Origin of the sequence: Streptomyces sp. Z423-1 (assembly GCF_013009255.1) — a bacterium.
Classification (GTDB): domain Bacteria; phylum Actinomycetota; class Actinomycetes; order Streptomycetales; family Streptomycetaceae; genus Streptomyces; species Streptomyces gossypiisoli.
In genome coordinates this window covers 6,631,715-6,654,692 of the sequence record NZ_CP053109.1, presented here as the reverse complement: position 1 = coordinate 6,654,692, position 22,978 = coordinate 6,631,715, and the positions used below count along the sequence as shown (strand labels likewise).

General features: G+C 71.2%; 15 protein-coding genes, 1 pseudogene and 2 riboswitches. Of the genes and pseudogenes, 9 read left to right on the top strand and 7 right to left on the bottom strand.

Annotated features, from left to right (window positions below):
- Window positions 1-72: 72 nt before the first annotated feature.
- The 3 genes from HJD23_RS29825 to HJD23_RS29815 are packed head-to-tail and all read right to left on the bottom strand — an operon-like array spanning window position 73 to window position 3,616.
- The gene (locus tag HJD23_RS29825) at window positions 73-1,143 is read right to left on the bottom strand and encodes a prenyltransferase (RefSeq protein WP_171110935.1); all 1,071 of its coding nucleotides are present in this window, start codon (window positions 1,141-1,143) and stop codon (window positions 73-75) included.
- The gene (locus HJD23_RS29820; RefSeq protein ID WP_171110937.1) at window positions 1,140-1,886 is read right to left on the bottom strand and encodes a class I SAM-dependent methyltransferase; all 747 of its coding nucleotides are present in this window, start codon (window positions 1,884-1,886) and stop codon (window positions 1,140-1,142) included. Before HJD23_RS29820 ends, HJD23_RS29825 begins: the two co-directional genes overlap by 4 nt.
- Window positions 1,880-3,616: a glycosyltransferase family 4 protein gene (locus HJD23_RS29815; RefSeq protein WP_240980849.1), complete on the bottom strand. Its 1,737-nt coding sequence runs from the start codon at window positions 3,614-3,616 to the stop codon at window positions 1,880-1,882. Before HJD23_RS29815 ends, HJD23_RS29820 begins: the two co-directional genes overlap by 7 nt.
- 231 nt (window positions 3,617-3,847) lie before the next feature.
- On the opposite strand from HJD23_RS29815, the gene HJD23_RS29810 reads away from it, so the two are divergent.
- Entirely contained in the window at window positions 3,848-4,489 is a 642-nt protein-coding gene (locus HJD23_RS29810) for a TetR family transcriptional regulator (protein WP_171110940.1), read from the top strand.
- Window positions 4,490-4,537: 48 nt separating this feature from the next.
- Window positions 4,538-4,652, bottom strand: a riboswitch (TPP riboswitch).
- 178 nt (window positions 4,653-4,830) lie between these two features.
- Here HJD23_RS29810 and HJD23_RS29805 read toward each other — a convergent pair.
- Window positions 4,831-5,064: a ferredoxin gene (locus HJD23_RS29805; protein WP_171110942.1), complete on the bottom strand. Its 234-nt coding sequence runs from the start codon at window positions 5,062-5,064 to the stop codon at window positions 4,831-4,833.
- Window positions 5,065-5,070: 6 nt separating this feature from the next.
- Entirely contained in the window at window positions 5,071-6,528 is a 1,458-nt protein-coding gene (locus tag HJD23_RS29800; protein ID WP_171110944.1) for an aldehyde dehydrogenase, read from the bottom strand.
- A gap of 126 nt (window positions 6,529-6,654) precedes the next feature.
- Between HJD23_RS29800 and HJD23_RS29795 the strand changes: the two are divergent.
- Together HJD23_RS29795 and HJD23_RS29790 are read left to right on the top strand one after the other, a co-directional pair.
- A pseudogene (locus HJD23_RS29795) lies at window positions 6,655-7,676 on the top strand (MBL fold metallo-hydrolase).
- Window positions 7,677-7,731: 55 nt separating this feature from the next.
- On the top strand, window positions 7,732-10,476 hold the full coding sequence (locus tag HJD23_RS29790; RefSeq protein WP_171110946.1) for a SpoIIE family protein phosphatase: 2,745 nt from the start codon (window positions 7,732-7,734) through the stop codon (window positions 10,474-10,476).
- Window positions 10,477-10,569: 93 nt separating this feature from the next.
- Here HJD23_RS29790 and HJD23_RS29785 read toward each other — a convergent pair whose 3' ends face one another.
- Window positions 10,570-13,944: a pyruvate carboxylase gene (locus HJD23_RS29785; RefSeq protein WP_171110947.1), complete on the bottom strand. Its 3,375-nt coding sequence runs from the start codon at window positions 13,942-13,944 to the stop codon at window positions 10,570-10,572.
- Window positions 13,945-14,128: 184 nt separating this feature from the next.
- Window positions 14,129-14,229, top strand: a riboswitch (cobalamin riboswitch).
- Between the two features lie 132 nt (window positions 14,230-14,361).
- Here HJD23_RS29785 and HJD23_RS29780 point away from each other — a divergent pair.
- The 6 genes from HJD23_RS29780 (at window position 14,362) to HJD23_RS29755 (ending at window position 20,751) form a co-directional block, all read left to right on the top strand.
- Window positions 14,362-15,600, top strand: a complete 1,239-nt coding sequence (locus HJD23_RS29780; RefSeq protein WP_171110949.1) for a prenyltransferase/squalene oxidase repeat-containing protein — start codon at window positions 14,362-14,364, stop codon at window positions 15,598-15,600.
- Between the two features lie 2 nt (window positions 15,601-15,602).
- Window positions 15,603-16,238 (top strand): SCO2322 family protein, encoded by a 636-nt coding sequence (locus HJD23_RS29775; RefSeq protein ID WP_171110951.1) that lies wholly within the window; start codon window positions 15,603-15,605, stop codon window positions 16,236-16,238.
- A gap of 157 nt (window positions 16,239-16,395) precedes the next feature.
- Window positions 16,396-17,421: an energy-coupling factor transporter transmembrane protein EcfT gene (locus tag HJD23_RS29770; RefSeq protein ID WP_240981000.1), complete on the top strand. Its 1,026-nt coding sequence runs from the start codon at window positions 16,396-16,398 to the stop codon at window positions 17,419-17,421.
- Window positions 17,418-19,136 carry an ABC transporter ATP-binding protein gene (locus tag HJD23_RS29765; protein WP_171110955.1) on the top strand — a complete coding sequence of 573 codons (1,719 nt, stop codon included), beginning with the start codon at window positions 17,418-17,420 and terminating at the stop codon, window positions 19,134-19,136. The genes HJD23_RS29770 and HJD23_RS29765 overlap by 4 nt, the downstream gene beginning before the upstream one ends.
- 41 nt (window positions 19,137-19,177) lie before the next feature.
- Window positions 19,178-20,074 carry an ECF transporter S component gene (locus HJD23_RS29760; RefSeq protein WP_232107905.1) on the top strand — a complete coding sequence of 299 codons (897 nt, stop codon included), beginning with the start codon at window positions 19,178-19,180 and terminating at the stop codon, window positions 20,072-20,074.
- A gap of 260 nt (window positions 20,075-20,334) precedes the next feature.
- Window positions 20,335-20,751, top strand: coding sequence for a transglycosylase SLT domain-containing protein (locus tag HJD23_RS29755; protein ID WP_171110960.1), 417 nt, complete (start codon window positions 20,335-20,337; stop codon window positions 20,749-20,751).
- Between the two features lie 84 nt (window positions 20,752-20,835).
- On the opposite strand, the gene HJD23_RS29750 is transcribed toward HJD23_RS29755, so the two are convergent.
- Entirely contained in the window at window positions 20,836-22,890 is a 2,055-nt protein-coding gene (locus tag HJD23_RS29750; protein WP_171110962.1) for a serine hydrolase, read from the bottom strand.
- Window positions 22,891-22,978 lie beyond the last annotated feature (88 nt).

Sequence of the window (22,978 nt, the reverse complement as noted above, 5' to 3'; positions counted from 1 at the left end):
ACGGGTGCGCGGCAAGGCACTCGCCACTCGACGGATCCCACCGAGCTCTTGGGTGCCGTCAGCCACGATCAGTCAGCCGCAGCAGTCCGGGTCCAGCCCCGCCGGCAGGCGATCGCCGCCGAACACCGCGCAGGTCGCCTCGTGGCCGCCCAGCGCGGCGACCGCGAGCAGCAGCGAGCCCGCCGTCCAGCTGGTCAGCTCACGTGGCCAGATCGCGTCGTCCTCGAACACGTAGCCCGTCCAGTACAGGCCGGTCTCCGGATCGCGCAGGTGCTGGATCGACTGCAGGATGTCCAGCGCGCGGTCGGACTCGCCCATCGCCCACAGCGCCAGGGCGAGTTCGGCCGATTCCCCGCCGGTCACCCACGGATTGGGGACCACGCACCGCACCCCGAGGCCGGGGACGACGAACCGGTCCCAGCCCTCCTCCACCCGCGCCTTGGCCTCGGCGCCGGCCAGCGCGCCGCCCAGCACGGGGTAGTACCAGTCCATCGAGTAGCGGTCCTTGTCCAGGAACCGCTCCGGGTGCCGGCGTATCGCATGCCGCAGCATGCCCACCGCCAACTCCCAGTCGGGCTGCGGTTCTTCGCGCTGCTCGGCGATGGCGAGCGCGCAGCGCAGCGCGTGGTGGATGGAGGAGCACCCGGTGAGCAGCGCGTCCGTGACGGCCGTGCCGTCCTCCTGCTGCTTCCAGCCGATCTGCCCGCCGGGCTGCTGGAGCCGCAGCACCCACTCGATCGCCGCGTGGACGACCGGCCACATGCGGTCGAGGAAGGTGTCGTCGCCGGTGGAGAGGTAGTGGTGCCAGACGCCTACGGCCGTGTAGGCGACGAAGTTGGTCTCGCAGCCCCGGTCGGTGACGTCGTCGTGCGCGCCGTCGGCGTAGGCCGCGTACCAGGAGCCGTCCGGGTGCTGATGGGTCGCCAGCCACAGGTACGCCCGCTCGGCGGCCTCGTGCTCGCCCGCCGCGTCCAGCGCCATCGCGGCCTCGACGTGGTCCCAGGGGTCCAGGTGGTGCCCGCGGAACCACGGTATCGCCCCGTCCTCCCGCTGCACGGCGAGGATCCCGCGGACGGTCGCGGCGGCCTGCTCGGCGGTGAGGACCCCGGGCAGGACGAGGTGTTCTGTCCGGGAAGTGGTCACTGTGCGGCCGCCTCCTCGGCGACGCGCGGAAGGTGGGGCTTGGTCGCGTACGCCACGAAGCTCTTGCCGATCAGCGGGTTCAGCGCCTGCTCGGCGACGCGGGTCGCCAGCGGCTTCTTCATGATGTCCCAGACCAGCAGCTTGTGGTACGCCCGCACCGGCAGGGCCTTGTCGTTGTCGACGCCGAACGCGCACTTCAGCCACCAGTACGGGGAGTGCAGGGCGTGCGCGTGGTGGGTGCCGTACGGCTTGAGCCCCGCCTCGCGTATCTTCGCCAGCAGCTCGTCGGCCTTGTAGATGCGGATGTGGCCGCCCTCGACCTCGTGGTAGGCGTCGGAGAGGGCCCAGCAGACCTTCTCGGGCCCGTACCGCGGGACCGTGATGGCGATCCGCCCACCCGGCCTCAGCACCCGCACCATCTCGGCGAGGACGCCCTTGTCGTCCGGGATGTGCTCCATCACCTCGGAGATGATGACGACGTCGAAGGACTCGTCGGGGAAGGGCAGCGCGAGGGCGTCGCCCTCCATCGCGGTCGCGGTGGCGCCCTCGGGGACCTCGCCCGCCTCCTTCATCGCCGCGAACCACGTGGCGACCTCGCGGATCTCCTCACCGTTCCGGTCGAGCGCCACGACCTGCGCACCCCGCCGATAGCACTCGAACGCATGCCGCCCGGCACCACAGCCGAGGTCCAGCACACGATCGCCCGGGGCGAGCGGGAACCGGGAGAAGTCGACGGTCAGCACGTGGTCCTGCTTTCGCGGTAGACGCCGGTGGTACGGGTGGGGGTGGCTTCGGAGGGCGCGGGGGCGGGGGTAGGGGTAGGGGCGAGGCTCGGGGATACGCCGCCGGGGGCTCGGCCGGTGGGGTTCTCAGCCGGGGAGCCGCTGGACATGCCGCCTGTCGGGTTCTCGACCGGGGATCCGCCGGAGGCGCCGCCCGCTCGGCTTCCGGCCGGGGATCCGCCGGAGACGCCGCCCCCTCGCTCACCTGCCACGGAGCCGCTGAAAACGCCGCCCCCTCGCTCACCCGCCGAAGATCCGCCGGAAACGCCGCCCGCCCTAACTCCAGCCGGAGATCCGCCGGAGACGCCGCCCCCTCGCTCACCGGCCACCGAGCCGCTGAAAACGCCGCCCCCTCGCTCACCGGCCGGAGATCCGCCGGAGGCGCCCGCCCCCGAGCGGGCGATCGCCTCCCGGTAGCGGGCCGCTGTGCCCTCCGCGGCGCGTGCCCAGGTGAAGTGCTGTAGGACCCGCTCGCGTCCCGCCGTGCCGAGGCGGGCGCGCAAATCCGCGTCGCCCAGGAGTCGGCCCAGCCCGGCGGCCAGCGCGCCCGCGTCGCCCGGCGGCACCGCGAGGCATGTCTCCCCGTCCCGCCCGGCCACTTCGGGAATCGCCCCGCCGGTCGTGGCGACCAGCGGCGTCCCCGTGGCCATCGCCTCCGCCGCCGGCAGCGAGAAGCCCTCGTAGAGCGACGGCACGCACGCCACCTGCGCCGACCGCACGAGGTCGACGAGCTCGGCGTCGGAGATGCCCTTGACGAACTCGACAGCGCCTTCGAGCCCGTACCGCTGCACGGCCTGCGCCACCGGCCCCTCCGTGGGCCGCTTCCCCACGACGACGAGGTGGGCCTCGGGATGCTCGGTGCGCACCTTCGCCAGCGCCTCGACGAGGAAGACCAGCCCCTTCAGCGGCACGTCGGCACTGGACGTCGTAACGATTCGCCCCGGCACCTGCGGCACCGCCGGGTCGGGCGAGAACAGGTCGGTGTCGGCGCCGATGTGCACGACGTGGATACGGTCCGGGCGGACGCCGAGATGGTCGACGATCTCCTGCCGTGACGTACCGGAGACGGTGAGCACGGACGGCAGGCGCCGCGCCACCCGCTTCTGCATGCGCGTGAAGCCGTACCACCGCTTCACGGAGAACCGCCGCTGCCACCCCTGCGCCGCGTCCAGCTCCAACTGCCGGTCCACGGTGATGGGATGGTGGATCGTCGTCACGAGGGGCGCGCCGACGTCTCCCAACAGCCCGTACCCGAGCGTCTGGTTGTCGTGCACGACGTCGAAGTCGCCGCGCCGGGCGCGCAGATGGCGGCGCGCCCGCAGGGAGAAGGTGAGCGGTTCGGGGAAGCCGCCGGTCCACATGGTCGCGACTTCGAGGGCGTCGATCCAGTCCCGGTACTCGTCGCGCCCGGGCGTGCGAAAGGGGTCGGGCTGGCGGTACAGGTCGAGGCTGGGCAGCTCGGTGAGGCCGAGGCCGTCGTAGCCCTCGTCGAGGACGGGATAGGGCTGCGCGCCGATGACCTCGACGTGGTGGCCGAGGCGGGCGAGTTCGCGGGAGAGGTGCCGGACGTAGACGCCCTGGCCGCCGCAGAACGGGTTTCCCTTGTACGTGAGGAGCGCGATACGGAGCGGTCGCAAGCCGTCGGCCGCGGGTCCCGCCGGGGAGCCCGCCTGACTGGCCTCAGCGGTCACTCTGGGCCCCCTTCTCCCTGCACTGTCCCGCGACATTACGCCGGGACGCTAATCTAGAACAAGTTACAGACTTGATCGTTCAAGAGGCTCTGAATCTACCGGCAGGTAGGCCCGCTGGGAGCAGTGGATCAGGTGATTCACGCCACGGCACGCCGAGGCACGCGGCAGCGCCCCGGGCCTGCCATGCTGTCTGATCGCACGCCCTCACGGACTGTCACGAAACGGGACCTCATGCCAGCGGAAGCCAAGGCGGAAGCCAGAAGCGCGCGACCCGCCACCCCCGCCACGCCGCCCCTCACCGAGCGGCAGGAGGCACGCCGGCGCCGCATCCTGCGGGCGAGCGCGCAGCTGGCCAGCCGGGGTGGTTTCGACGCGGTGCAGATGCGGGAGGTCGCGGAGTCCTCGCAGGTGGCCCTCGGCACCCTCTACCGCTACTTCCCGTCCAAGATCCATCTGCTGGTCGCCACGATGCAGGACCAGCTGGAGCACATGCACGGCACGCTGCGCAAGAAGCCCCCGACGGGCGAGACGTCGGCGGAACGGGTCGCCGAGACGCTGATGCGCGCCTTCCGCGCCCTCCAGCGGGAGCCGCACCTCGCCGACGCGATGGTCCGCGCCCTCACCTTCGCGGACCGCAGCGTCAGCCCCGAGGTGGACCAGGTCTCCCGGCAGACCACGGCGATCATCCTGGACGCCATGGGCCTGGACGACCCGACCCCTGCCCAGCTCTCCGCCGTCCGCGTCATCGAGCACACCTGGCACTCAGCCCTGATCACCTGGCTCTCGGGCCGCGCCTCCATCGCCCAGGTCAAGATCGACATCGAGACGGTGTGCCGCCTGATCGACCTGACGACGCCCGGCACACAGAAGTGACCCCCCGGCACCCAGACACACAGACCCCGGCACCCGGACACACAGAAGTGACCTACGAGACGGGTTCCCTTCGCCGGCATTGCCCGGATCAGGTGGCTGGGGGTCGCCTTCCAGTCATAAGACCTCTCGGCCCTATGACCTTCGGGCCTCTCAGCCCGACCGTCGACGTCGGCACCAGCGGAAGCCGAAACTTCTCGCCGGAGTCGGCTACTCCGGTCGAACTCCCTCACTCGCCTCGTAGGCCTATTACCAGACTAGAACGCCTGCCCGCGAAGAACACCCCCTAGGTGTTGATTTTTACCAAAATGCCCCGTCGGTCCGGCAGCAGGTGGACTACTGAACTACTCCTCCGGCGGAAACACCGCCTCCCCGCTCCCCAGCACCATGATCGTGATCGCCTCGACGGGGCAGTTCTCGGCGGCCGCCAGGATGCGTTCGCCCGCGTCCGTCTCCGGGTCGGTGGGGTGGGACTGGCGGCCCGTGTCGAGGTGGAAGGCGTCCGGGGCCCGGTGGACGCACTGGGCGGAGCCGATGCACAGGGAGCGGTCGACCTGGACCTGCCAGCGATCACCCATGGCCCCTCAGCCCTCCCAACCGGCGGGCAGGTGGATCATCTTGTGCTCCAGGTACTCGCCGTAGCCCTCCGGACCGAACTCCCGCCCCAGCCCCGAGTCCTTGTAGCCGCCGAACGGGCCCAGCATGTCCAGGCTGAAGGTGTTCACCGAGTACGTACCGGTACGGACCTGCCGCGCGACCTCGATGCCGTGCTCGACGTCGGCCGTCCACACGCTGCCGCTCAGCCCGTACTCGGAGTCGTTCGCGATCTTCAGGGCCTCGGCCTCGTCGTCGTACGGCAGCAGGCAGATCACCGGGCCGAAAATCTCCTCCCGGGCGATCCGCATCGAGTTGTCGACGTCGCCGAAGAGGGTCGGCTCGACGTACCAGCCGCGCTCCAGGCCCGCCGGGCGCCCGCCGCCCGTGAGGATCTTCGCGCCCTCCTCCTGGCCGATGCGGATGTAGTCGAGGTTGCGCCGCTGCTGCCGCTGCGCGACCAGGGGCCCCACCTGCGTCGCCGGATCCAGCGGGTCCCCGACCACGAGCGCGCTCGCGGCCGCCGCGAACGCCTCCGCGAACTCCTCGTAGCGCGAGCGCGGCAGCAGGATCCGCGTCTGCGCCACACACGCCTGCCCGTTGTTCATCCAGGCCGCCGGCACGATCCCCGCCACGGCCGTCGCCACGTCCGCGTCCGGCAGCACGACCGCCGCCGACTTGCCGCCCAGCTCCAGCGTGACGCGGGTCAGATGGCGCGCGGCGACCTCCATCACCCGCTTCCCGGCCGCCACCGACCCCGTGAACGACACCTTGTCGATCCCGGGGTGCCCGACGAGGTACTCACTCACCTCGCGGTCGGCGGGCAGGATGGACAGCACGCCGTCCGGCAGCCCGGCGTCCTTCGCGATCTCGCCGAGCAGATACGCGTCCAGCGGCGACTCCGGCGACGGCTTGAGCACGACCGTGCAGCCGGTCAGCAGCGCGGGCGCGAGCTTGGCGGCGGCCACGAACTGCGGGACGTTCCAGGGCACGACGGCCGCGACGACCCCGACCGGCTCGCGCCGCACGAGGATCCGCCCGAGCACGCCGTCGCGCGTCTCCTCGTACGTGAAGTCCCGCGCGACCCTGATGGCCGCGTCCCAGACCATCATCGCGCCGAGCGCCTGCGCGAGGACGCTCCAGGAGTACGGCGACCCGTTCTCGGACGAGATCACGCGGGCGATCTCCTCGTGCCGGGCGGCGATCCCGTCCTTGATCCGCCCGACGACCTCGATCCGCTCGTCGAGGGACATCCGCGGCCAGGGCCCCTCGTCGAACGCCCGGCGGGCGACCGCGACCGCCCGGTCCACGTCCTGCGCGGACGCGTGCGGTACGCGCCCGATGACCTCCTCAGTGTGCGGGGAGACCACCTCGATGACGTCCTTGCCCAGGGGATCGGTCAACTCCCCGCCGATGAACAGCTGTCCGTGTTCCACGAGCTCGGTCATGGCGACTGCCCTCCCGGCCTGACGGTGTTTCAGAACTGATACCAGTTCTAGTTATAGTGGGCAATGGCGGTGGGGGCGTGGGGTGGAGGGCAGATGCGGATGACCAGCAGCCGGGACGAGGGACCCATGACACCGGTGTACGACCATGGCGGCGGCGTACGGTCCCTGCGGGTGCCCATCCCGGACAACCCCCTCGGCCACACCCTCGTCTACGTCGTCGACACCGACGCCGGCCCGGTACTGATCGACACCGGCTGGGACGATCCGGCGTCCTGGGACACCCTCGTCGCCGGGCTCGTGGCGTGCGGTACATCGGCCGCCGAGGTCCACGGCGTGGTCATCACCCACCACCACCCCGACCACCACGGACTGTCGGGCCGGGTACGGGAGGCGTCGGGCGCGTGGATCGCGATGCACGCGGCGGACTCGGCGGTGGTACGACGCACGCGTGAGGCCCGCCCCGAGCACTGGTACTCGTACATGGCGGACAAACTCACCGCCGCCGGCGCCCCGAGGCCCATGTGGCACCCCTGCGCACCGCCCGCGGGCCCCTCCCGGGCCTCTCCCCCGCCCTCCCCGACCGCGAGATCGTCCCCGGCGAACTGCTCGACCTCCCCGGCCGCCGCCTGCGCGCGATCTGGACGCCGGGGCACACCCCGGGCCACGTCTGCCTGCACCTGGAGGAGCAGCACCCGTCCCGGCTCCCCGGCCACGGCCGCCTGCTCTCCGGCGACCACGTCCTGCCCGAGATCACCCCGCACATCGGCCTGTACGAGGACCCGGACGACACGACCGTCACCGACCCCCTTGGCGACTACCTCGCCTCCCTGGAACGCATCGCCCACCTCTCCCCCGCCGAGATCCTCCCGGCCCACCAGCATCCCTTCACCGACGCCCCCGCCCGCGTACGGCAGCTGCTCACCCACCACGAGTCCCGCCTGACGGGCCTGGCCCTCCTCCTCACCGAGCCCCTCACCCCCTGGCAGCTCGCCGAGCGCATGGACTGGAACCGCCCCTGGCACCAGATCCCCTACGACTCCCGCACCATCGCCGTCTCGGAGGCGGAGGCCCATCTGCGCCGCCTGGTGAAACTGGGGCGCGCGGAGGCGGTGCCGGGGAGCGATCCGGTGAGGTACGTACGGAGCTAGTCAGAGGGACGTTCTTCCTGTAGGAATGACCCCAGTGGACGTATTTGGTCGTTTTATGGGGATACTCTCGCGGCTTCTGGGCACCAGAAGTCCGCGAAGCGTCGCTGGTCAGGTGTTCCTCCTGCAGGTGGCGCTGGTGGTGCTGCTGGTGACCGGCGCCGTGGTGGCGCAGGTGGTGCAGTCGCAGCGCGCCGACAGCGCCGAGGCCAAGCGCCGCTCCATCGCCGTCGCCCAGACCTTCGCCCACTCCCCCGGCATCCTGTCCGCGCTGCGGGCCCCCGAGCCGTCGAAGGTGCTGCAGCCGCTCACCGAGGCGGGCCGGCAGTCGGCCGGCGTCGACTTCATCGTCGTCATGGACACCCATGGCATCCGGTACACGCATCCCCAGCCGGACCGGATCGGCAAGCGCTTCGTGGGACAGATCGAGCCGTCGCTGGCCGGCCGGGTCTACACCGAGAGCGTGCACGGGCCGCTCGGCCACGAGGTACAGGCCACCGTCCCGGTGCGGGGCAGCGAAGGCACCGTGGTGGCGCTGGTCTCCGCCGGTCTGAAGGTCAAGACGATCACCAGCCACATGGAACGGCAGCTGCCGCTCATCCTGGGCGCCGGAGCGGCCGGACTGGCGGCGGCCACGGCCGGAACGGCGCTGGTCAGCAGGCGACTACGACGGCAGACCCACAACCTGGGCCCCAGCGAGATGACGCGGATGTACGAGCACCACGACGCGGTCCTGCACTCCGTGCGCGAAGGTCTGCTCATCGTCAGCGCGGACGGCCGACTGCTCCTCGCGAACGACGAGGCCGTACGGCTTCTCGACCTGCCCCCGGACGCCGAGGGCAGCCCGGTGACGGAGCTGACCGGCCTGCCCCGGGGCATCCGGGAGCTGCTGACCTCCGGGCGCACGGCCACCGACGAGGTGCACCTCGCCGGGGAGCGCCTGCTCGCGGTCAACCAGCGGCCCACGGCACGCGACGGCGGCTGCCCCGACGGCACGGTGGTCGCCCTGCGCGACTCCACCGAGTTGCGGGCACTCTCCGGCCGGGCCGAGATGGCCCGCGAGCGCCTGAAACTCCTCTACGACGCGGGTCTGGGCATCGGCGACAGCCTCGACGTGACGCGTACGGCCGAGGAACTGACCCAGATCGCCGTGCCCCGGTTCGCCGACTACGTGACCGTGGACCTGGTCGACGCGGTGCTGCAGGGCGAGGAGCCGATGGGCGCCGGGACGGGCCTGCGCCGTACCGCCGTCAAGGGCATCCGGGAGGACCATCCCTTCTACGACGTCGGCAGCCTGATCGACTTCGTCCCCTCGACACCGCACGCCCGGGGCATGGGCACGGGTCGTTCGGAGCTGGTGCCGGATCTGGCCGCCTCGACGGGACTGCATCTGCAGGACGCCGAGCAGATGAGGATGATCGAGGCACGCGGCATCCACTCCATGATCTCCGTCCCGATCCAGGCCCGCGGCATCATGCTCGGGGTGGCGGCCTTCTGGCGCTGCCGCAAACCGGAGCCCTTCGACGAGGAGGAGCTGTACCTGGCGGAGGAACTGGTCGCCCGCGCCGCGCTCAGCATCGACAACGCCCGCCGCTTCACCCACGAGCACACCCTCGCCGTCGCCCTCCAGCGCAGTCTGCTGCCGCGCGCGCTGCCCGAGCAGAACGCGCTCGAAGTCGCCTTCCGCTATCTGCCCGCGCAGTCCGGTGTGAGCGGCGACTGGTTCGACGTCATCCCGCTGCCGGGCGGCCGGGTGGCGCTGGTGGTCGGCGACGTCGTCGGCCACGGTCTGCACGCCGCGGCCACCATGGGCCGGCTGCGCACCGCCGTGCACAACTTCTCCACCCTCGACCTGCCGCCCGACGAGCTGCTCAGCCGTCTCGACGACCTGGTCGGCCGTATCGACCAGGACGAGTCGGATGCGGACCGCGACTCCGGCGTCATCGGTGCCACCTGCCTCTACGCCGTCTACAACCCGGTCGAGCGCCGTTGCACGATGGCACGGGCCGGGCACCTGGCCCCCGCCCTGGTGGGCACCGACGGCGACGTCACGTTCGCCGACGTGCCGGCGGGCCTGCCGCTGGGCCTCGGAGGGATGCCGTACCAGACCGTCGAACTCGACCTGGCGGAAGGCACCCGGCTCGTCCTCTACACCGACGGGCTCATCGAGGACCGCTCGCGGGATCTGGGCGTCGGCATGGACATGCTGCGCGAGGCGCTCGCCCGGCACCGCGACCGCTCGCCCGACGAACACTGCCAGGCTGTGGTGGAGGAACTCCTGCCCGAGCGGCCCAAGGACGACGTGGCAGTGCTCATCGCCCGCACCCTGGCCACCCCGGCCGACCGGGTCGCCGACTGGGACGTGCCCTGTGACCCGGCCGCTGTCGCCGGCATGCGCGCCGCTGCGGCGCGGAAGCTGGACGAGTGGGGTCTGTCCGAGCTCTCCTTCGGGATGGAACTCGTGCTCAGCGAGCTGATCACCAACGCCATCCGGCACGGCTCACCGCCGATCCACGTACGGCTCCTGTTCGACCGCACCGTGATCTGCGAGGTGTCCGACGGCAGCAGCACCTCGCCGCACCTGCGATACGCCACCACGACCGAGGAGGGCGGCCGCGGTCTGTTCCTGGTCTCCCAGGTGGCGGACCACTGGGGTACGCGGTACACCCCGCAGGGCAAGGTCATCTGGGCCGAGCAGGCCGTACCGACGCACACCGCACCACCGGCACAACGAGCCGGACCGCCCACACAACGAAAACCGGGCCACAGCGTGCACGAGGCGGACGTCCAGAGCGTGTGGTGACCAGCGGCCATTCAGCCTCCGACCGCTCCCCCTGCGACCGCTCTCCCTCCGACCGCCCCACTCCAACCGCCCAGGAGCGGTCGGCGTGTCGGCTCAGGTCAGTTCCACGAGGAGGTCGCCGCCCTCGACCTGTTGGATGCGGTTGATGGCCAGCCGGGCCACCGTGCCGGACTTCGGAGCGGTGATCGCGGCTTCCATCTTCATCGCCTCGATGGTGGCCACCGTGGCACCCGCCGCCACCTCGTCGCCCTCCGAGACCGCGAGCGTCACCACGCCGCCGAACGGCGCCGCGACATGGCCGGGATCGGCCCGGTCCGCCTTCTCGGTGACCGGGACGTCGGAGGCCGCTGCCCTGTCGCGGATCTGGATCGGCCGCAGCTGACCGTTCAGCGACGACATCACCGTACGCATGCCGCGTTCGTCGGCGTCGCCGATGGCCTGCAGCTCGATGAGCAGCCGCACTCCGGGTTCGAGGTCGACGCCGTACTCCTTGCCGGGGCGCAGCCCGTAGAAGAAGGCCTTGCTGTCCAGCACACCGGTGTCGCCGAACGTCTGACGGTGCGTGTCGAACTCGCGCGCCGGCCCGGGGAACAGCAGCCGGTTGAGCGTCGCCCGCCGGTCCTTCGCGAGCCCCGCACGGTCGTCGGCGCTCAGTTCCTGTACGGGCTTGGGCTCGGCGCGGCCCCGCAGCGCCCTGCTGCGGAACGGCTCGGGCCAGCCGCCGGGCGGGGTGCCCAACTCGCCGCGCAGGAAGCCGATGACGGAGTCGGGGATGTCGAACCGGTCCGGTGCCGCCTCGAAGTCCCCCGGGGACACACCGGCGCCCACCAGGTGCAGCGCCAGGTCGCCGACCACCTTCGACGAGGGGGTCACCTTCACGAGGCGGCCCAGCATCCGGTCCGCCGCGGCGTACATCGCCTCGATCTCCTCGAAGCGGTCGCCGAGGCCCAGCGCGATCGCCTGGGTGCGCAGGTTGGACAGCTGCCCACCGGGGATCTCGTGGTGGTAGACGCGGCCGGTCGGCGAGGCCAGTCCCGCCTCGAAGGGGGCGTAGACCTTGCGGACGCTCTCCCAGTACGGCTCCAGGTCGCCGACGGCCTTCAGGTCCAGGCCGGTGGGCCGGTCGGAGTGGTCGGTCGCGGCCACGATCGCCGACAGGGACGGCTGCGAGGTCGTGCCCGCCATGGACGCCACCGCTCCGTCCACGGCGTCCGCGCCCGCCTGGATCGCGGCCAGGTACGTGGCGAGCTGACCACCGGCGGTGTCATGCGTGTGGAGGTGGACCGGCAGGTCGAACTCCCGGCGCAGGGCCGATACGAGTTTCGCCGCGGCCGGTGCCCGCAGCAGGCCCGCCATGTCCTTGACGGCCAGGACGTGGGCGCCCGCGGCCACGATCTGTTCGGCCAGCCGCAGGTAGTAGTCCAGCGTGTAGAGCCGCTCGGACGGATCGGACAGGTCGGAGGTGTAGCACAGCGCCACCTCCGCCACAGCCGTTCCGGTCTGTCGTACGGCGTCGATGGCGGGCCGCATCTGCTCGACGTCGTTCAGGGCGTCGAAGATGCGGAAGATGTCGATGCCGGTGGCCGCCGCCTCCTCGACGAAGGCGTCGGTCACCTCGGTCGGATACGGCGTGTAGCCGACGGTGTTGCGCCCGCGCAGCAGCATCTGCAGGCAGATGTTCGGCACGGCCTCCCGCAGGGCGGCCAGGCGCTCCCAGGGGTCCTCCGCGAGGAAGCGCAGGGCGACGTCGTAGGTGGCACCGCCCCAGCACTCCAGCGACAGCAGCTCCGGCAGGGTACGCGCCACCACCGGAGCGACGGCGAGCATGTCCTTGGTGCGGACCCGGGTGGCGAGCAGCGACTGGTGGGCGTCGCGGAAGGTGGTGTCGGTGACGCCGATCGTCGGTGACGTGCGCAGCCCGCGGGCGAAGCCCTCCGGGCCGAGTTCGGCGAGCCGCTGCCGGGAACCGGCCGGTGGCTCACCGTCCGGCAGCGGCGGCAGCTTGGTCAGCGGGTCGATCAGGTCGGGCCGCTCGCCGTACGGCCTGTTCACGGTGACGTCGGCGAGGTAGGTCAGCAGCTTGGTGCCGCGGTCGGCGGAGTGGCGTGCGGTGAGCAGGTGCGGGCGCTGCTCGATGAACGACGTGGTGACCCGGCCGGCCTGGAAGTCCGGGTCGTCCAGCACCGCTTGCAGGAACGGGATGTTCGTGGCCACGCCGCGGATGCGGAACTCGGCCACGGCACGCCGGGCGCGGCCCACGGCGGTGGTGAAGTCCCGGCCGCGGCAGGTGAGTTTGACCAGCATGGAGTCGAAGTGCGCGCTGATCTCCGTACCGGCGTGGGTGGTTCCGCCGTCGAGACGGATGCCCGAGCCGCCGGGCGAGCGGTAGGCGCTGATCCTGCCGGTGTCCGGGCGGAAACCGTTGGCCGGGTCCTCCGTGGTGATACGGCATTGCAGGGCCGCGCCCCGCAACGTGACGGTCTCCTGGGCGAGTCGCAGGTCGGCGAGCGTCTCACCGGCGGCGATGCGCAGCTGCGCCTGCACGAGGTCGACGTCGGTCACCTCTTCGGTGACCGTGTGCTCGACCTGGATGCGCGGGTTCATCTCGATGAAGACGTGGTGTCCGTCGCGGTCGAGGAGGAACTCCACGGTGCCGGCGTTGCGGTAGCCGATCTGCCGGGCGAACCGCACGGCGTCGGCGCAGATCCGCTCGCGCAGCGCCGGGTCGAGGTTCGGCGCGGGCGCGAGTTCGATCACCTTCTGGTGGCGGCGCTGCACCGAGCAGTCGCGCTCGAACAGGTGGATGACGTCACCGTGCCCGTCGGCGAGGATCTGCACCTCGATGTGGCGGGGTTCGACGACGGCCTTCTCCAGGAAGACCGTGGGGTCGCCGAACGCGGACGCCGCCTCCCGGGACGCGGCCTCGATGGCCTCCCGCAGCTGGGCGGGATCCTCGACTCGGCGCATACCGCGCCCGCCACCGCCCGCGACCGCCTTGACGAACACGGGAAACCCGATGCCCTCGGCAGCGCGGACCAGCTCGTCCACGTCCGTCGACGGCGCCGAGGAAGCCAGCACCGGCACGCCGGCCGAGCGTGCCGCGGCCACCGCGCGCGCCTTGTTCCCGGTCAGTTCGAGGATGTCCGCGCTCGGCCCGACGAACGTGATGCCCGCCTCCTCGCACGCCCGGGCCAGATCGGGGTTCTCCGACAGGAACCCGTAACCCGGGTAGACGGCGTCCGCCCCGGCGCGGCGTGCGGCGCGGATGATCTCCTCCACCGAGAGGTAGGCCCGCACCGGATGCCCCGGCTCGCCGATCTCATAGGCCTCGTCGGCCTTCAACCGGTGCAGCGAGTTGCGGTCCTCGTGAGGGAAGACGGCGACGGTGCGCGCGCCCAGTTCAAAACCCGCGCGGAACGCGCGGATCGCGATCTCACCGCGGTTGGCGACCAGCACCTTGCGGAACATTCTGGATCCCTTCAGCCCGCCGGCAACGACCACCATGGTGTCGGGGACGGACCTGTCACGCCATGTGAGCCGGGCCACTCATGCGGACTCATGGGGCGAGCGCTCCACTACGTGGACTGACCGGCCCCTCGGGGCTTGCGCTACGGCCGGGTAAAGTGGCCGCGTCGTCATCACACCCGTACGGGGGGAAGCCGGTGCAAATCCGGCGCTGACCCGCAACCGTGTGCAGCCGTAGCCGTGCCCAGCCGAAGCTGTGCGCAGCCCGAGCTGTGAGCCGGAATGCCCCGCACGGACGTGACCGGCTCACGTGCACCGGCAACCGGCCGGTGTGCGGGCACCGTCGAGGTATACGGAGCCGAGCCGCCCGGGGGTGCCCCGTGCTGCCCGGCTCCCCGCAGGGAGAGGCACCCGCCGATCATGAACGTCGTACGCCACAGCGCCGCGGCCCTGGCCGCCGCCGTCGTGCTCGGCACCGTCGCGGCCCCGGTCGCGCAGGCCGCCGACCCGTCCCCGTCGCCGTCGGTGGCCCTGCCCTCCGGCCTGTACGGCACGTCCGACCCGACCTACGACGGCGTCTGGCGGCAGTCGCTCGCCCTGCTCGCCCAGCACACGGTGGGCGTCAAGCCCGCCTGGAAGGCCACGGACTGGCTGGCCCGGCAGCAGTGCGACGACGGCGGCTTCGCCGCCTTCCGGGCCGAGCCCGCCAAGGACTGCGACGCCAAGACCATGGTCGACACCAACAGCACGGCCGCCGCCGTCCAGGCCCTCGCCGCGGTCGGCGACTACGAGGCCGCCACCGGCAAGGCGGTCGACTGGCTGAAGTCCGTGCAGAACAAGGACGGCGGCTGGGGCTACACCCCCGGCGGCCCGAGCGACGCCAACTCCACCGCCGTCGTCATCGGTGCCCTCACCGCGGCGGGCGAGAGGCCGGACGCCGTCGTCAAGGACGGCGAGTCTCCCTACGACGCCCTGCTGAAGCTGGCCATCCCGTGCGGCGAGAAGGACGGCGGCGCCTTCGCCTACCAGCCCGACAAGAAGGGCACGTTGGCGGCCAACGCGGACGCGACCGCGGCGGCCGTCCTGGGCGCGCTGGGCAAGGGCCTCGCCCCCGAGGCGGGTAGCGAGGCGGGCCGGCGGGCGGAGCCCACCTGCGCCGACGCCAAGACCCCCGAGCAGGCCGCCGCCAACGGCGCCGCCTACCTCACCAGGACCCTCGCCAAGGACGGCCACCTCACCTCCGCCCTCCCCGGCGCCGAGGACCAGCCCGACTACGGCAACACCGCGGACGCCGTGGTCGCGCTGGCCGCGCAGGGCGGCGCCGCGCAGGCGGCCAAGCCGCTGACCTGGCTGGAGCAGAACGCCGCCGACTGGGCCGAGCAGAGCGGCCCCGCCGCCTACGCCCAGCTGATCCTCGCCGCTCACGCGACCGGCGCCGACCCGAAGGACTTCGGCGGCACCGACCTGGTGGCCCAGCTCAACGCGACCGGCCCGGCCCCGCAGCTCCAGGCCGAGGACCAGGCCGTGGCGAAGGCCGAGGAGGACAAGGACGACGAGGACGAGGGCTCCGTCTTCGGCGTGTGGTGGTACGTCGGTGTCTTCCTCGTCGTCGGCATCGGCATCGGCTTCCTGCTCAGCAACCGCAACAAGAGGCAGTAGCCGTGAGGTTCCGCCGTATCGCCGCCCTGCTCCTGGCCGCGCTGTTCCTCCTGCTGAACACCGGTCAGGCGCAGGCCGCCGGCTACCGCTACTGGTCGTTCTGGGAGCGCGACGGCGAGGCGTGGATGTACGCCACCCAGGGCCCCGCCACCGCCCGCCCGGCCGACGGCGACGTCCAGGGCTTCCGCTTCGCGATCAGCGAGGACTCCGCCGACGCGTCCCAGCCCCGCGGCACGGCCGACTTCACGACGATCTGCGCCGACACCCCGGCGCGGGACGGCACGAAGCGGGTGGCCCTGGTCATCGACTTCGGTACGGCATCGGACGCCCCCTCCGGCGAGACCCCGCCGCCCGCCCGCACGGCCTGCGCCCGGCTCTCCCCCGACGCGACGACGGCCGAGGCCCTGGCGGCGGTCGCCAAGCCCTTGCGCTACGACTCCAACGCCCTGCTCTGCGCGATCTCCGGCTACCCGGAGAAGGGCTGCGGCGAGCAAGTGACGGACGACAAGCAGTCCACGGCGGGCAAGGACGACGAGTCCGACGCCGGAGCTGCGGCGGGAGTGTGGGCGGGCATCGCAGCGATCGCCGTACTGGGGGCTGCGGCTGTGTGGCAGAACCGGCGCCGTCGACGTGGCTGAGCCGCATCGCCTTCCAGGGGCGCGGGGCTGTAATCGATCTGCGGCTACCGTCGCGTGGGCGCGACCAGCCACGCACGGCCCGCAGACGAACTACCACGCGCGCCGGCGGGCACAACTCCGGGCACAGACACACCCCGGCGCCTGGTGGCTCTGGTCCCTGGCCCTCGGCACCGCAGCCACCCGCACCACCAACCCCCTCCTCCTCACTCTCCTCATCACGGTCTCGGCCTACGTCGTCACCACCTGCCGCCCCCACACCCCCTGGTCCCGCTCCTACGGCGCCTTCGTCAAACTCGCCCTCGCCGTCCTCCTCATCCGCCTCCTCTTCGCCGTCACCCTCGGCTCCCCCCTCCCCGGCACCCACACCCTCCTCACCCTCCCCGAAGTCCCCCTCCCGGCCTGGGCCCAGGGCATCCGCCTGGGCGGCAAGGTCACCGCCGAGACCCTCGTCTTCGCCCTCTACGACGGACTGAAACTGGCCACGCTCCTGATCTGCGTAGGCGCCGCCAACGCCCTCGCCAGCCCCACCCGCCTCCTCAAGTCCCTCCCCGGCGCCCTCTACGAGACCGGCGTGGCCGTGGTCGTCGCCCTCACCTTCGCCCCGCACCTGATCGCCGACGCCCAGCGCCTCCGCGCCGCCCGCCGCCTGCGCGGCCGCCCGGACAGAGGCATACGAGGCCTGTTCCTCGTAGGCCTCCCCGTCCTCGAAGGCGCCCTCGAACGCTCCGTCGCCCTCGCCGCCGCCATGGACGCCCGCGGCTACGGCCGTACCGCCCAGGTCCCGCCCGCGATCCGCCGTACGACCGCCGCGCTCACCCTCACCGGCCTGCTCGGCGTCTGCGCGGGAACGTACGGCCTGCTCACCGCCGAAGGCGGCACCTACGGCGTGCCGGTCCTCCTCGTAGGCCTCGCCGCCGCCCTCGCCGGCCTCTGGCTGGGCGGCCGCCGCACCCCCCGCACCCGCTACCGTCCCGACACCTGGAACCCCCGTTCCTGCCTGGTGGCCGCGTCCGGCGTCGCGGTAGCCGCGCTCCTCATCCTCGCCGCCTCCATCGACCCCACCGCCCTGCACCCCGGCGTGATCCCCCTGGTCGCCCCCACGCTTCCCCTCTGGCCCGCGGCAGCCGTACTCCTCGGCCTGCTCCCGGCGTTCCTCACCGCACCACCCAAGGAACCGTCATGATCCGCTTCGAGGACGTCTCCGTGACCTACGACGGGGCAGCCGAACCGACCATCCAGGGCGTCGACTTCGAGGTCCCGGAAGGTGAACTCGTCCTGCTCGTCGGCCCGTCCGGCGTCGGCAAGTCCACCCTGCTCGGCGCGGTCAGCGGCCTGGTCCCGCACTTCACCGGCGGCACCCTGCGGGGCCGGGTCACGGTCGCCGGCCGCGACACCCGCACCCACAAGCCGCGCGAACTCGCCGACGTCGTGGGCACGGTCGGCCAGGACCCCCTCTCCCACTTCGTCACGGACACCGTCGAGGACGAACTCGCCTACGGCATGGAGTCGTTGGGCCTCGCCCCGGACGTGATGCGCCGCCGCGTCGAGGAGACCCTCGACCTGCTCGGCCTGGCCGACCTGCGCCACCGCCCCATCGCCACCCTCTCGGGCGGCCAGCAGCAGCGCGTCGCGATCGGCTCGGTCCTCACCCCGCACCCCAGCGTGCTCGTCCTCGACGAACCGACCTCCGCCCTCGACCCGGCGGCGGCCGAGGAGGTCCTCGCCGTCCTTCAGCGCCTCGTCCACGACCTCGGTACGACGGTCCTGATGGCCGAACACCGCCTGGAACGGGTCGTCCAGTACGCCGACCGGATCGCCCTCCTCCCGGCCCCCGGCGCACCCCCGGTCCTCGGCACTCCGGCGGAGGTGATGGCCGTGTCCCCGGTGTACCCCCCGGTCGTGGCCCTGGGCCGCCTGGCGGGCTGGACCCCCCTGCCGCTGACGGTCAGGGACGCACGGCGACGCGCGGCAGAACTCCGGGACCGACTCAAGGAACGGCACGACATCGCCGCCCAGGGGCGCGGGGAACTGCGCGACCAGCCACAGCAAACCCGCACCCGCCAACAATCAACACCCCCCGAGCTATTGGGCGCCACTCACCGCCGATGGTTCAGCCGCAAACGCACCCACACCATCTCAAAGCCCCCCTGTGCGGCCGAAATACAAGCCCTCACCGTCACCCGCGGCCGCATCCAAGCCCTCCGCCACATCAATCTCACCATCACCCCCGGCGAAACCATCGCCCTCATGGGCCGCAACGGCGCCGGAAAGTCCACGCTCCTCTCCGCCCTCGTCGGCCTGGTCCAGCCGACGTCCGGAAGCGTCCGCGTAGGCAACGCGACCCCACACCGCACGGCACCCCCCGACCTCGTACGCCGGGTAGGCCTCGTCCCCCAGGAACCACGCGACCTCCTCTACGCCGACACGGTCGCCGCCGAGTGCACGGCCGCCGACGCCGACGCGGGCGCCGCCCCCGGCACATGCCGGGCGCTGATCTCCGAGCTGCTCCCCGGTATCACCGACGACACGCACCCCCGCGACCTCTCCGAGGGCCAGCGCCTGACGCTCGCACTGGCGGTCGTCCTCACCGCCCGCCCGCCACTCCTCCTCCTCGACGAACCGACCCGGGGCCTGGACTACGCGGCGAAGTCCCGCCTGGTCACGTTCCTGCGCGAGCTGGCCGCCGAGGGCCACGCGATCGTCCTCGCCACGCACGACGTGGAACTGGCCGCCGAGCTGGCCCACCGGGTGATCCTGCTGGCGGAGGGCGAGGTGATCGCCGACGGCCCGACGGCGGACGTGGTGGTCTCGTCCCCGTCCTTCGCCCCACAGGTCACGAAGATCCTGGCCCCGCAGCAGTGGCTCACGGTCGCCCAGGTCCGGAAGGCCCTGTCATGAAGGGCCCTGTCATGAGGGGTCCTGTCACGAAGGGTCCTGTCATGAAGGGCCCCGTCCACCTGGGCCCCCGTTCCCTCGCCGCCCTCGCCTTCACCACCGCAGTCGGCGTGGCGGCGTTCTTCTGGCCCTTCCTCGCCCCGCCCACCTCGCAGGTCGCGGCCCATGCCCAGGACGCCCCCTGGCTCTTCGCGGGCCTGCTGGTCCTCCTCATAGCGGTGGTGGCGGCGACGATCTCCGAGTCGGGTCTCGGCCCGAAGGCCGTGGCCATGCTCGGTGTGCTGGCCGCGACGGGTGCGGCGTTGCGGCCGATCGGTGCCGGTACGGCGGGCATCGAGCCGATGTTCTTCCTGATGGTGCTGAGCGGCCGCGTCCTCGGCCCGGGCTTCGGCTTCGTGCTCGGCGCGATCACGATGTTCGCGTCCGCGCTGCTCACGGGCGGTGTCGGTCCATGGATGCCGTTCCAGATGCTGGCGATGGGCTGGTTCACGATGGCGGCGGGCCTGCTCCCGGCTGGGGACCGCCTCCGCGGTCGCGCCGAGCTGCTCCTCCTGGCGGCGTACGGCTTCCTCGCGGCCTTCGCCTACGGCACGATCATGAACCTAGCGGGCTGGCCCTTCATGAGCGCGCTGGCCTCGAACATCGCCTTCGACCCGGACGCGCCGGTCTCCGCAAACCTGGCCCGTTTCGTGGCGTACTGCCTGGCCACGTCCCTCGGCTGGGACCTGGGCCGCGCGATCGTGACGGTCGTCCTCACCCTCACGCTCGGCCCGGCGGTCCTCAGGGCCCTCCGCCGCGCCACTCGCCGCGCCGCCTTCGAGACCCCGGTCACATTCGCCCCGCCCACTCGGTCACCAGCGGGTGAGCCCTCGCGCGCGGACGGTCACCCGGACCGTGAAGCACCCCACATGACCTACGTCACCAACGATCCGCGATCGTAGATCCGACGCGCTGTCATGCACGCGGCATTCCACCCCCTGACCTGCGCATTGAGAGCCAGGTCACACAGGGAGCCTTCACCCCGGATACCACCACAACTAGTAAAAGGGGTCATTGCGGACACTTCACCCGGCTGCTTCTCTGGACGACGTCGCAAGGCGCCGATGAGCCCACAGGGCCGCGGCGCCGGCGCATGCCCCCGCCGCGCACCGCGTGGTTACGGCGTGCCGCGACCCCCCGTCCCCGACGAAAAGGTTCGCTCGTGTCCGTCTCCATCCTTCGCCGCATCGCCACCCCGAAGAAGGCCCTCACCGGCATCGCCGTCGCCGCCGCCACCGCCGGTATGGCGCTGTCCGCCGCCCCGGCCCACGCCGCGTCGGGCGCTTCCCCCGCCCAGGCCAAGGCGATCGCCAAGAAGATGATCCCGGACGCCGCCCAGTTCAACGCCTTCAGCAAGATCGTCCAGCACGAGAGCAACTGGGACATCGACGCCACCAACCCGTCCTCCGGCGCCTACGGCCTGGTCCAGGCCCTCCCCGGCAACAAGATGGCCGCCGCCGGCTCCGACTGGAAGACCAACGCCCAGACCCAGATCAAGTGGGGCCTGGACTACATGAAGTCCCGCTACGGCAGCCCGGTCGGCGCCTGGAACTTCTGGCAGGCCAACGGCTGGTACTGAGCCGACACCCACAGCCTCGGCTGGTGCTGAAAACCAGCCCCCAAGACGGCGGCGGCCCCCGATCCCCGGGGCCGCCGTCTTCTGCTACAGGTTCTGCCTCTCGGGCCAGGCATCCACCTGATCGTGTATGTCCCACATCAGTTTGTAGAGGGCTGCATCGGTGTTCTTTCCGACATCAGCCCGGTCATTGGCATCCGTCTTCCGGGTGTTGGCGAGGGCCGCCCAGCAGAAACCGTGCCTGGTACGCACCAAGACGGAACTGCTGCCCGGCACGCCCCCGGTGTGCCACCACGTCTCGGTGGCCGGGTGGGTTGCCCAACCTTTGGCGTAGCCATTCGCCCCCTTGGCGGTGGACGGTGTGGTCATGGCCCGGACCGACGCAGAGGTCAGGATGTCAGGCGGTGCAGCGAAGTGGTCCACTCGCGCGACGAAACGCATCAGGTCGACCGCAGTGGCCAACCACCCTCCCTCGGCGTCCTTCCTTGTGATCAGGATGCCGTACGGGTCCTCCTTGTTCTGGTCGTAATACGTGACCTCTCCAGGGCGCCGGTCCGCGCGGGTGTTCCCGGCAAGCCGCATCCCAGTGATCCCACACGGGGCCAGGATGTGTTGCCTGACGTACTCGTCGTAGCGCTGGTCGGTGACCCTCTCGATGATCCGCCCCAGTACGACGTATCCGAAGTTGGAGTAGTCGAACTCGGCACCCGGGGCGGTCCCCGCGGCGTTGTTCAGGGGGCGCTCGTTGAGCACCCAGGAGATGAGTTCCGCCTGGTTCATCTCAGGATGTTCCTGCACCGGATCAGGGGCTTTGTTGCTCCAGCCAGGTCCGGCCGTATGCTCGAGAAGATTCTGGACAGTGATGCTTTCGATACCGGCCCCGTAGGGCTGCGCACCGAATGTCGTTCCCAAGATTCCGCGCTCTCCGAAGACGGTGTCCGTCAGCCTGAGTTCGCGCTCTTCGGTCAACTGCATGATGGCGGCGGAGGTGATCGTCTTCGAAACGCTGGCAACCCGGAAAAGACTTGAGGGCGTGACCTTCTCACCGGTGTCTTTGTCCGCCAGACCGAAGCCCTGAGCGTAGACCAGTCCACCCTGCTGAGCGAACGCCACCGAAAGTCCCGGAACCTCCAACTCCTTCATGAACGCGTCCACCAGGTGCCGGACCATGCTGTCGGCCTCGCACCGCCTCCAGATCGGGCAGAACCCGGGCGTCGCGTTCTTGCCGCCCCCGTAGTCGGCCGTGAAACCACCCACGAAGACGGGCCGGTACGTCCGTCCTTGATGCTCGACCTCATGCTGGTACATGCGAGAGTCGATGCCGTGACGAGCGTAGAGAGGGCACCTCACGGACTTCTCCAGGGCTGCGGTGTAGTACGCCGTCTGCCCCGAGCCGCCGGGGAGGAACGCGCTGACCCGGACGGGCCGGTATTCCTGCTTCAGGACCTTTTCGAAATCCCTCTGGTAATACTCGCGCACCCGGGGTGGTATCCATCCCCAGCGCCGTCCGTCGGCCAGCTCCCAGATCATGGCGAACTGGGTGCCGCGGAAGTCCTGTCCGGGATACGCGCTGATGTCCACGAGCCGATAGCCTCTTGCCTCGCGTTCATTGATCACGGCATGGAGTTCGGACTGTGGGACATCGTGCCGTGACCACCATTTCGGCTCGGAATTCTTCTCCGACCACCACTTGAGTCCGGCCCCTGACCGTCCATCCCAGATCGCCGCGAAGAACACGTTCCCGGCGATGTTGTAACCGTTTAGCCGGACGAGTTGGAAATTCTCCTTGCGCAGGTCGAATTCTCTAGTGTATTCGGCGAGTGGAATAGCGTGCAGCGAGAACTGCTCGGGTCCTGCCCGCTGCTCCCAGATGGCGGCGAAACGGGCCTGGTCACCGGCTTGGTACCCGCAGACATCCATGAGTCGGTAGTTCTCGCGCTCGAGGCGGTGGAACTCCGCTCGGTACTGCGCGTCGGTCATGTTGTGCCTGGCGACCCACGGTTGGATGAGCGGCGCCTGGAGAGCCACACTGGTACCGCCGGGCAGCTCGGCCGACCGCGGGGCGGAGATTCCGCCGGGGAGTCCGGCGAGCCCCGCGGTCACGCCCAGCGAGCGAGCGATGAAGTCGCGACGCGTCGGCATGGGGAGATCGTGGTGTACCGGGCGTTCCGGAACCTCTGACGGTCCAGTCATGGTCTTTCCCCTGGACACTGCGGAGACGGACCCTCGC

What these genes read in the sequence shown, in the direction of transcription:
- HJD23_RS29750 (WP_171110962.1), bottom strand. Translation starts at nt 22,890, where the DNA reads ATGCCGACGCGTCGCGACTTCATCGCTCGCTCGCTGGGCGTGACCGCG.
- HJD23_RS29785 (WP_171110947.1), bottom strand. Translation starts at nt 13,944, where the DNA reads ATGTTCCGCAAGGTGCTGGTCGCCAACCGCGGTGAGATCGCGATCCGC.
- HJD23_RS29810 (WP_171110940.1), top strand. Translation starts at nt 3,848, where the DNA reads ATGCCAGCGGAAGCCAAGGCGGAAGCCAGAAGCGCGCGACCCGCCACC.
- HJD23_RS29765 (WP_171110955.1), top strand. Translation starts at nt 17,418, where the DNA reads ATGATCCGCTTCGAGGACGTCTCCGTGACCTACGACGGGGCAGCCGAA.
- HJD23_RS29760 (WP_232107905.1), top strand. Translation starts at nt 19,178, where the DNA reads ATGAAGGGCCCCGTCCACCTGGGCCCCCGTTCCCTCGCCGCCCTCGCC.
- HJD23_RS29780 (WP_171110949.1), top strand. Translation starts at nt 14,362, where the DNA reads ATGAACGTCGTACGCCACAGCGCCGCGGCCCTGGCCGCCGCCGTCGTG.
- HJD23_RS29805 (WP_171110942.1), bottom strand. Translation starts at nt 5,064, where the DNA reads ATGGGTGATCGCTGGCAGGTCCAGGTCGACCGCTCCCTGTGCATCGGC.
- HJD23_RS29800 (WP_171110944.1), bottom strand. Translation starts at nt 6,528, where the DNA reads ATGACCGAGCTCGTGGAACACGGACAGCTGTTCATCGGCGGGGAGTTG.
- HJD23_RS29790 (WP_171110946.1), top strand. Translation starts at nt 7,732, where the DNA reads ATGGGGATACTCTCGCGGCTTCTGGGCACCAGAAGTCCGCGAAGCGTC.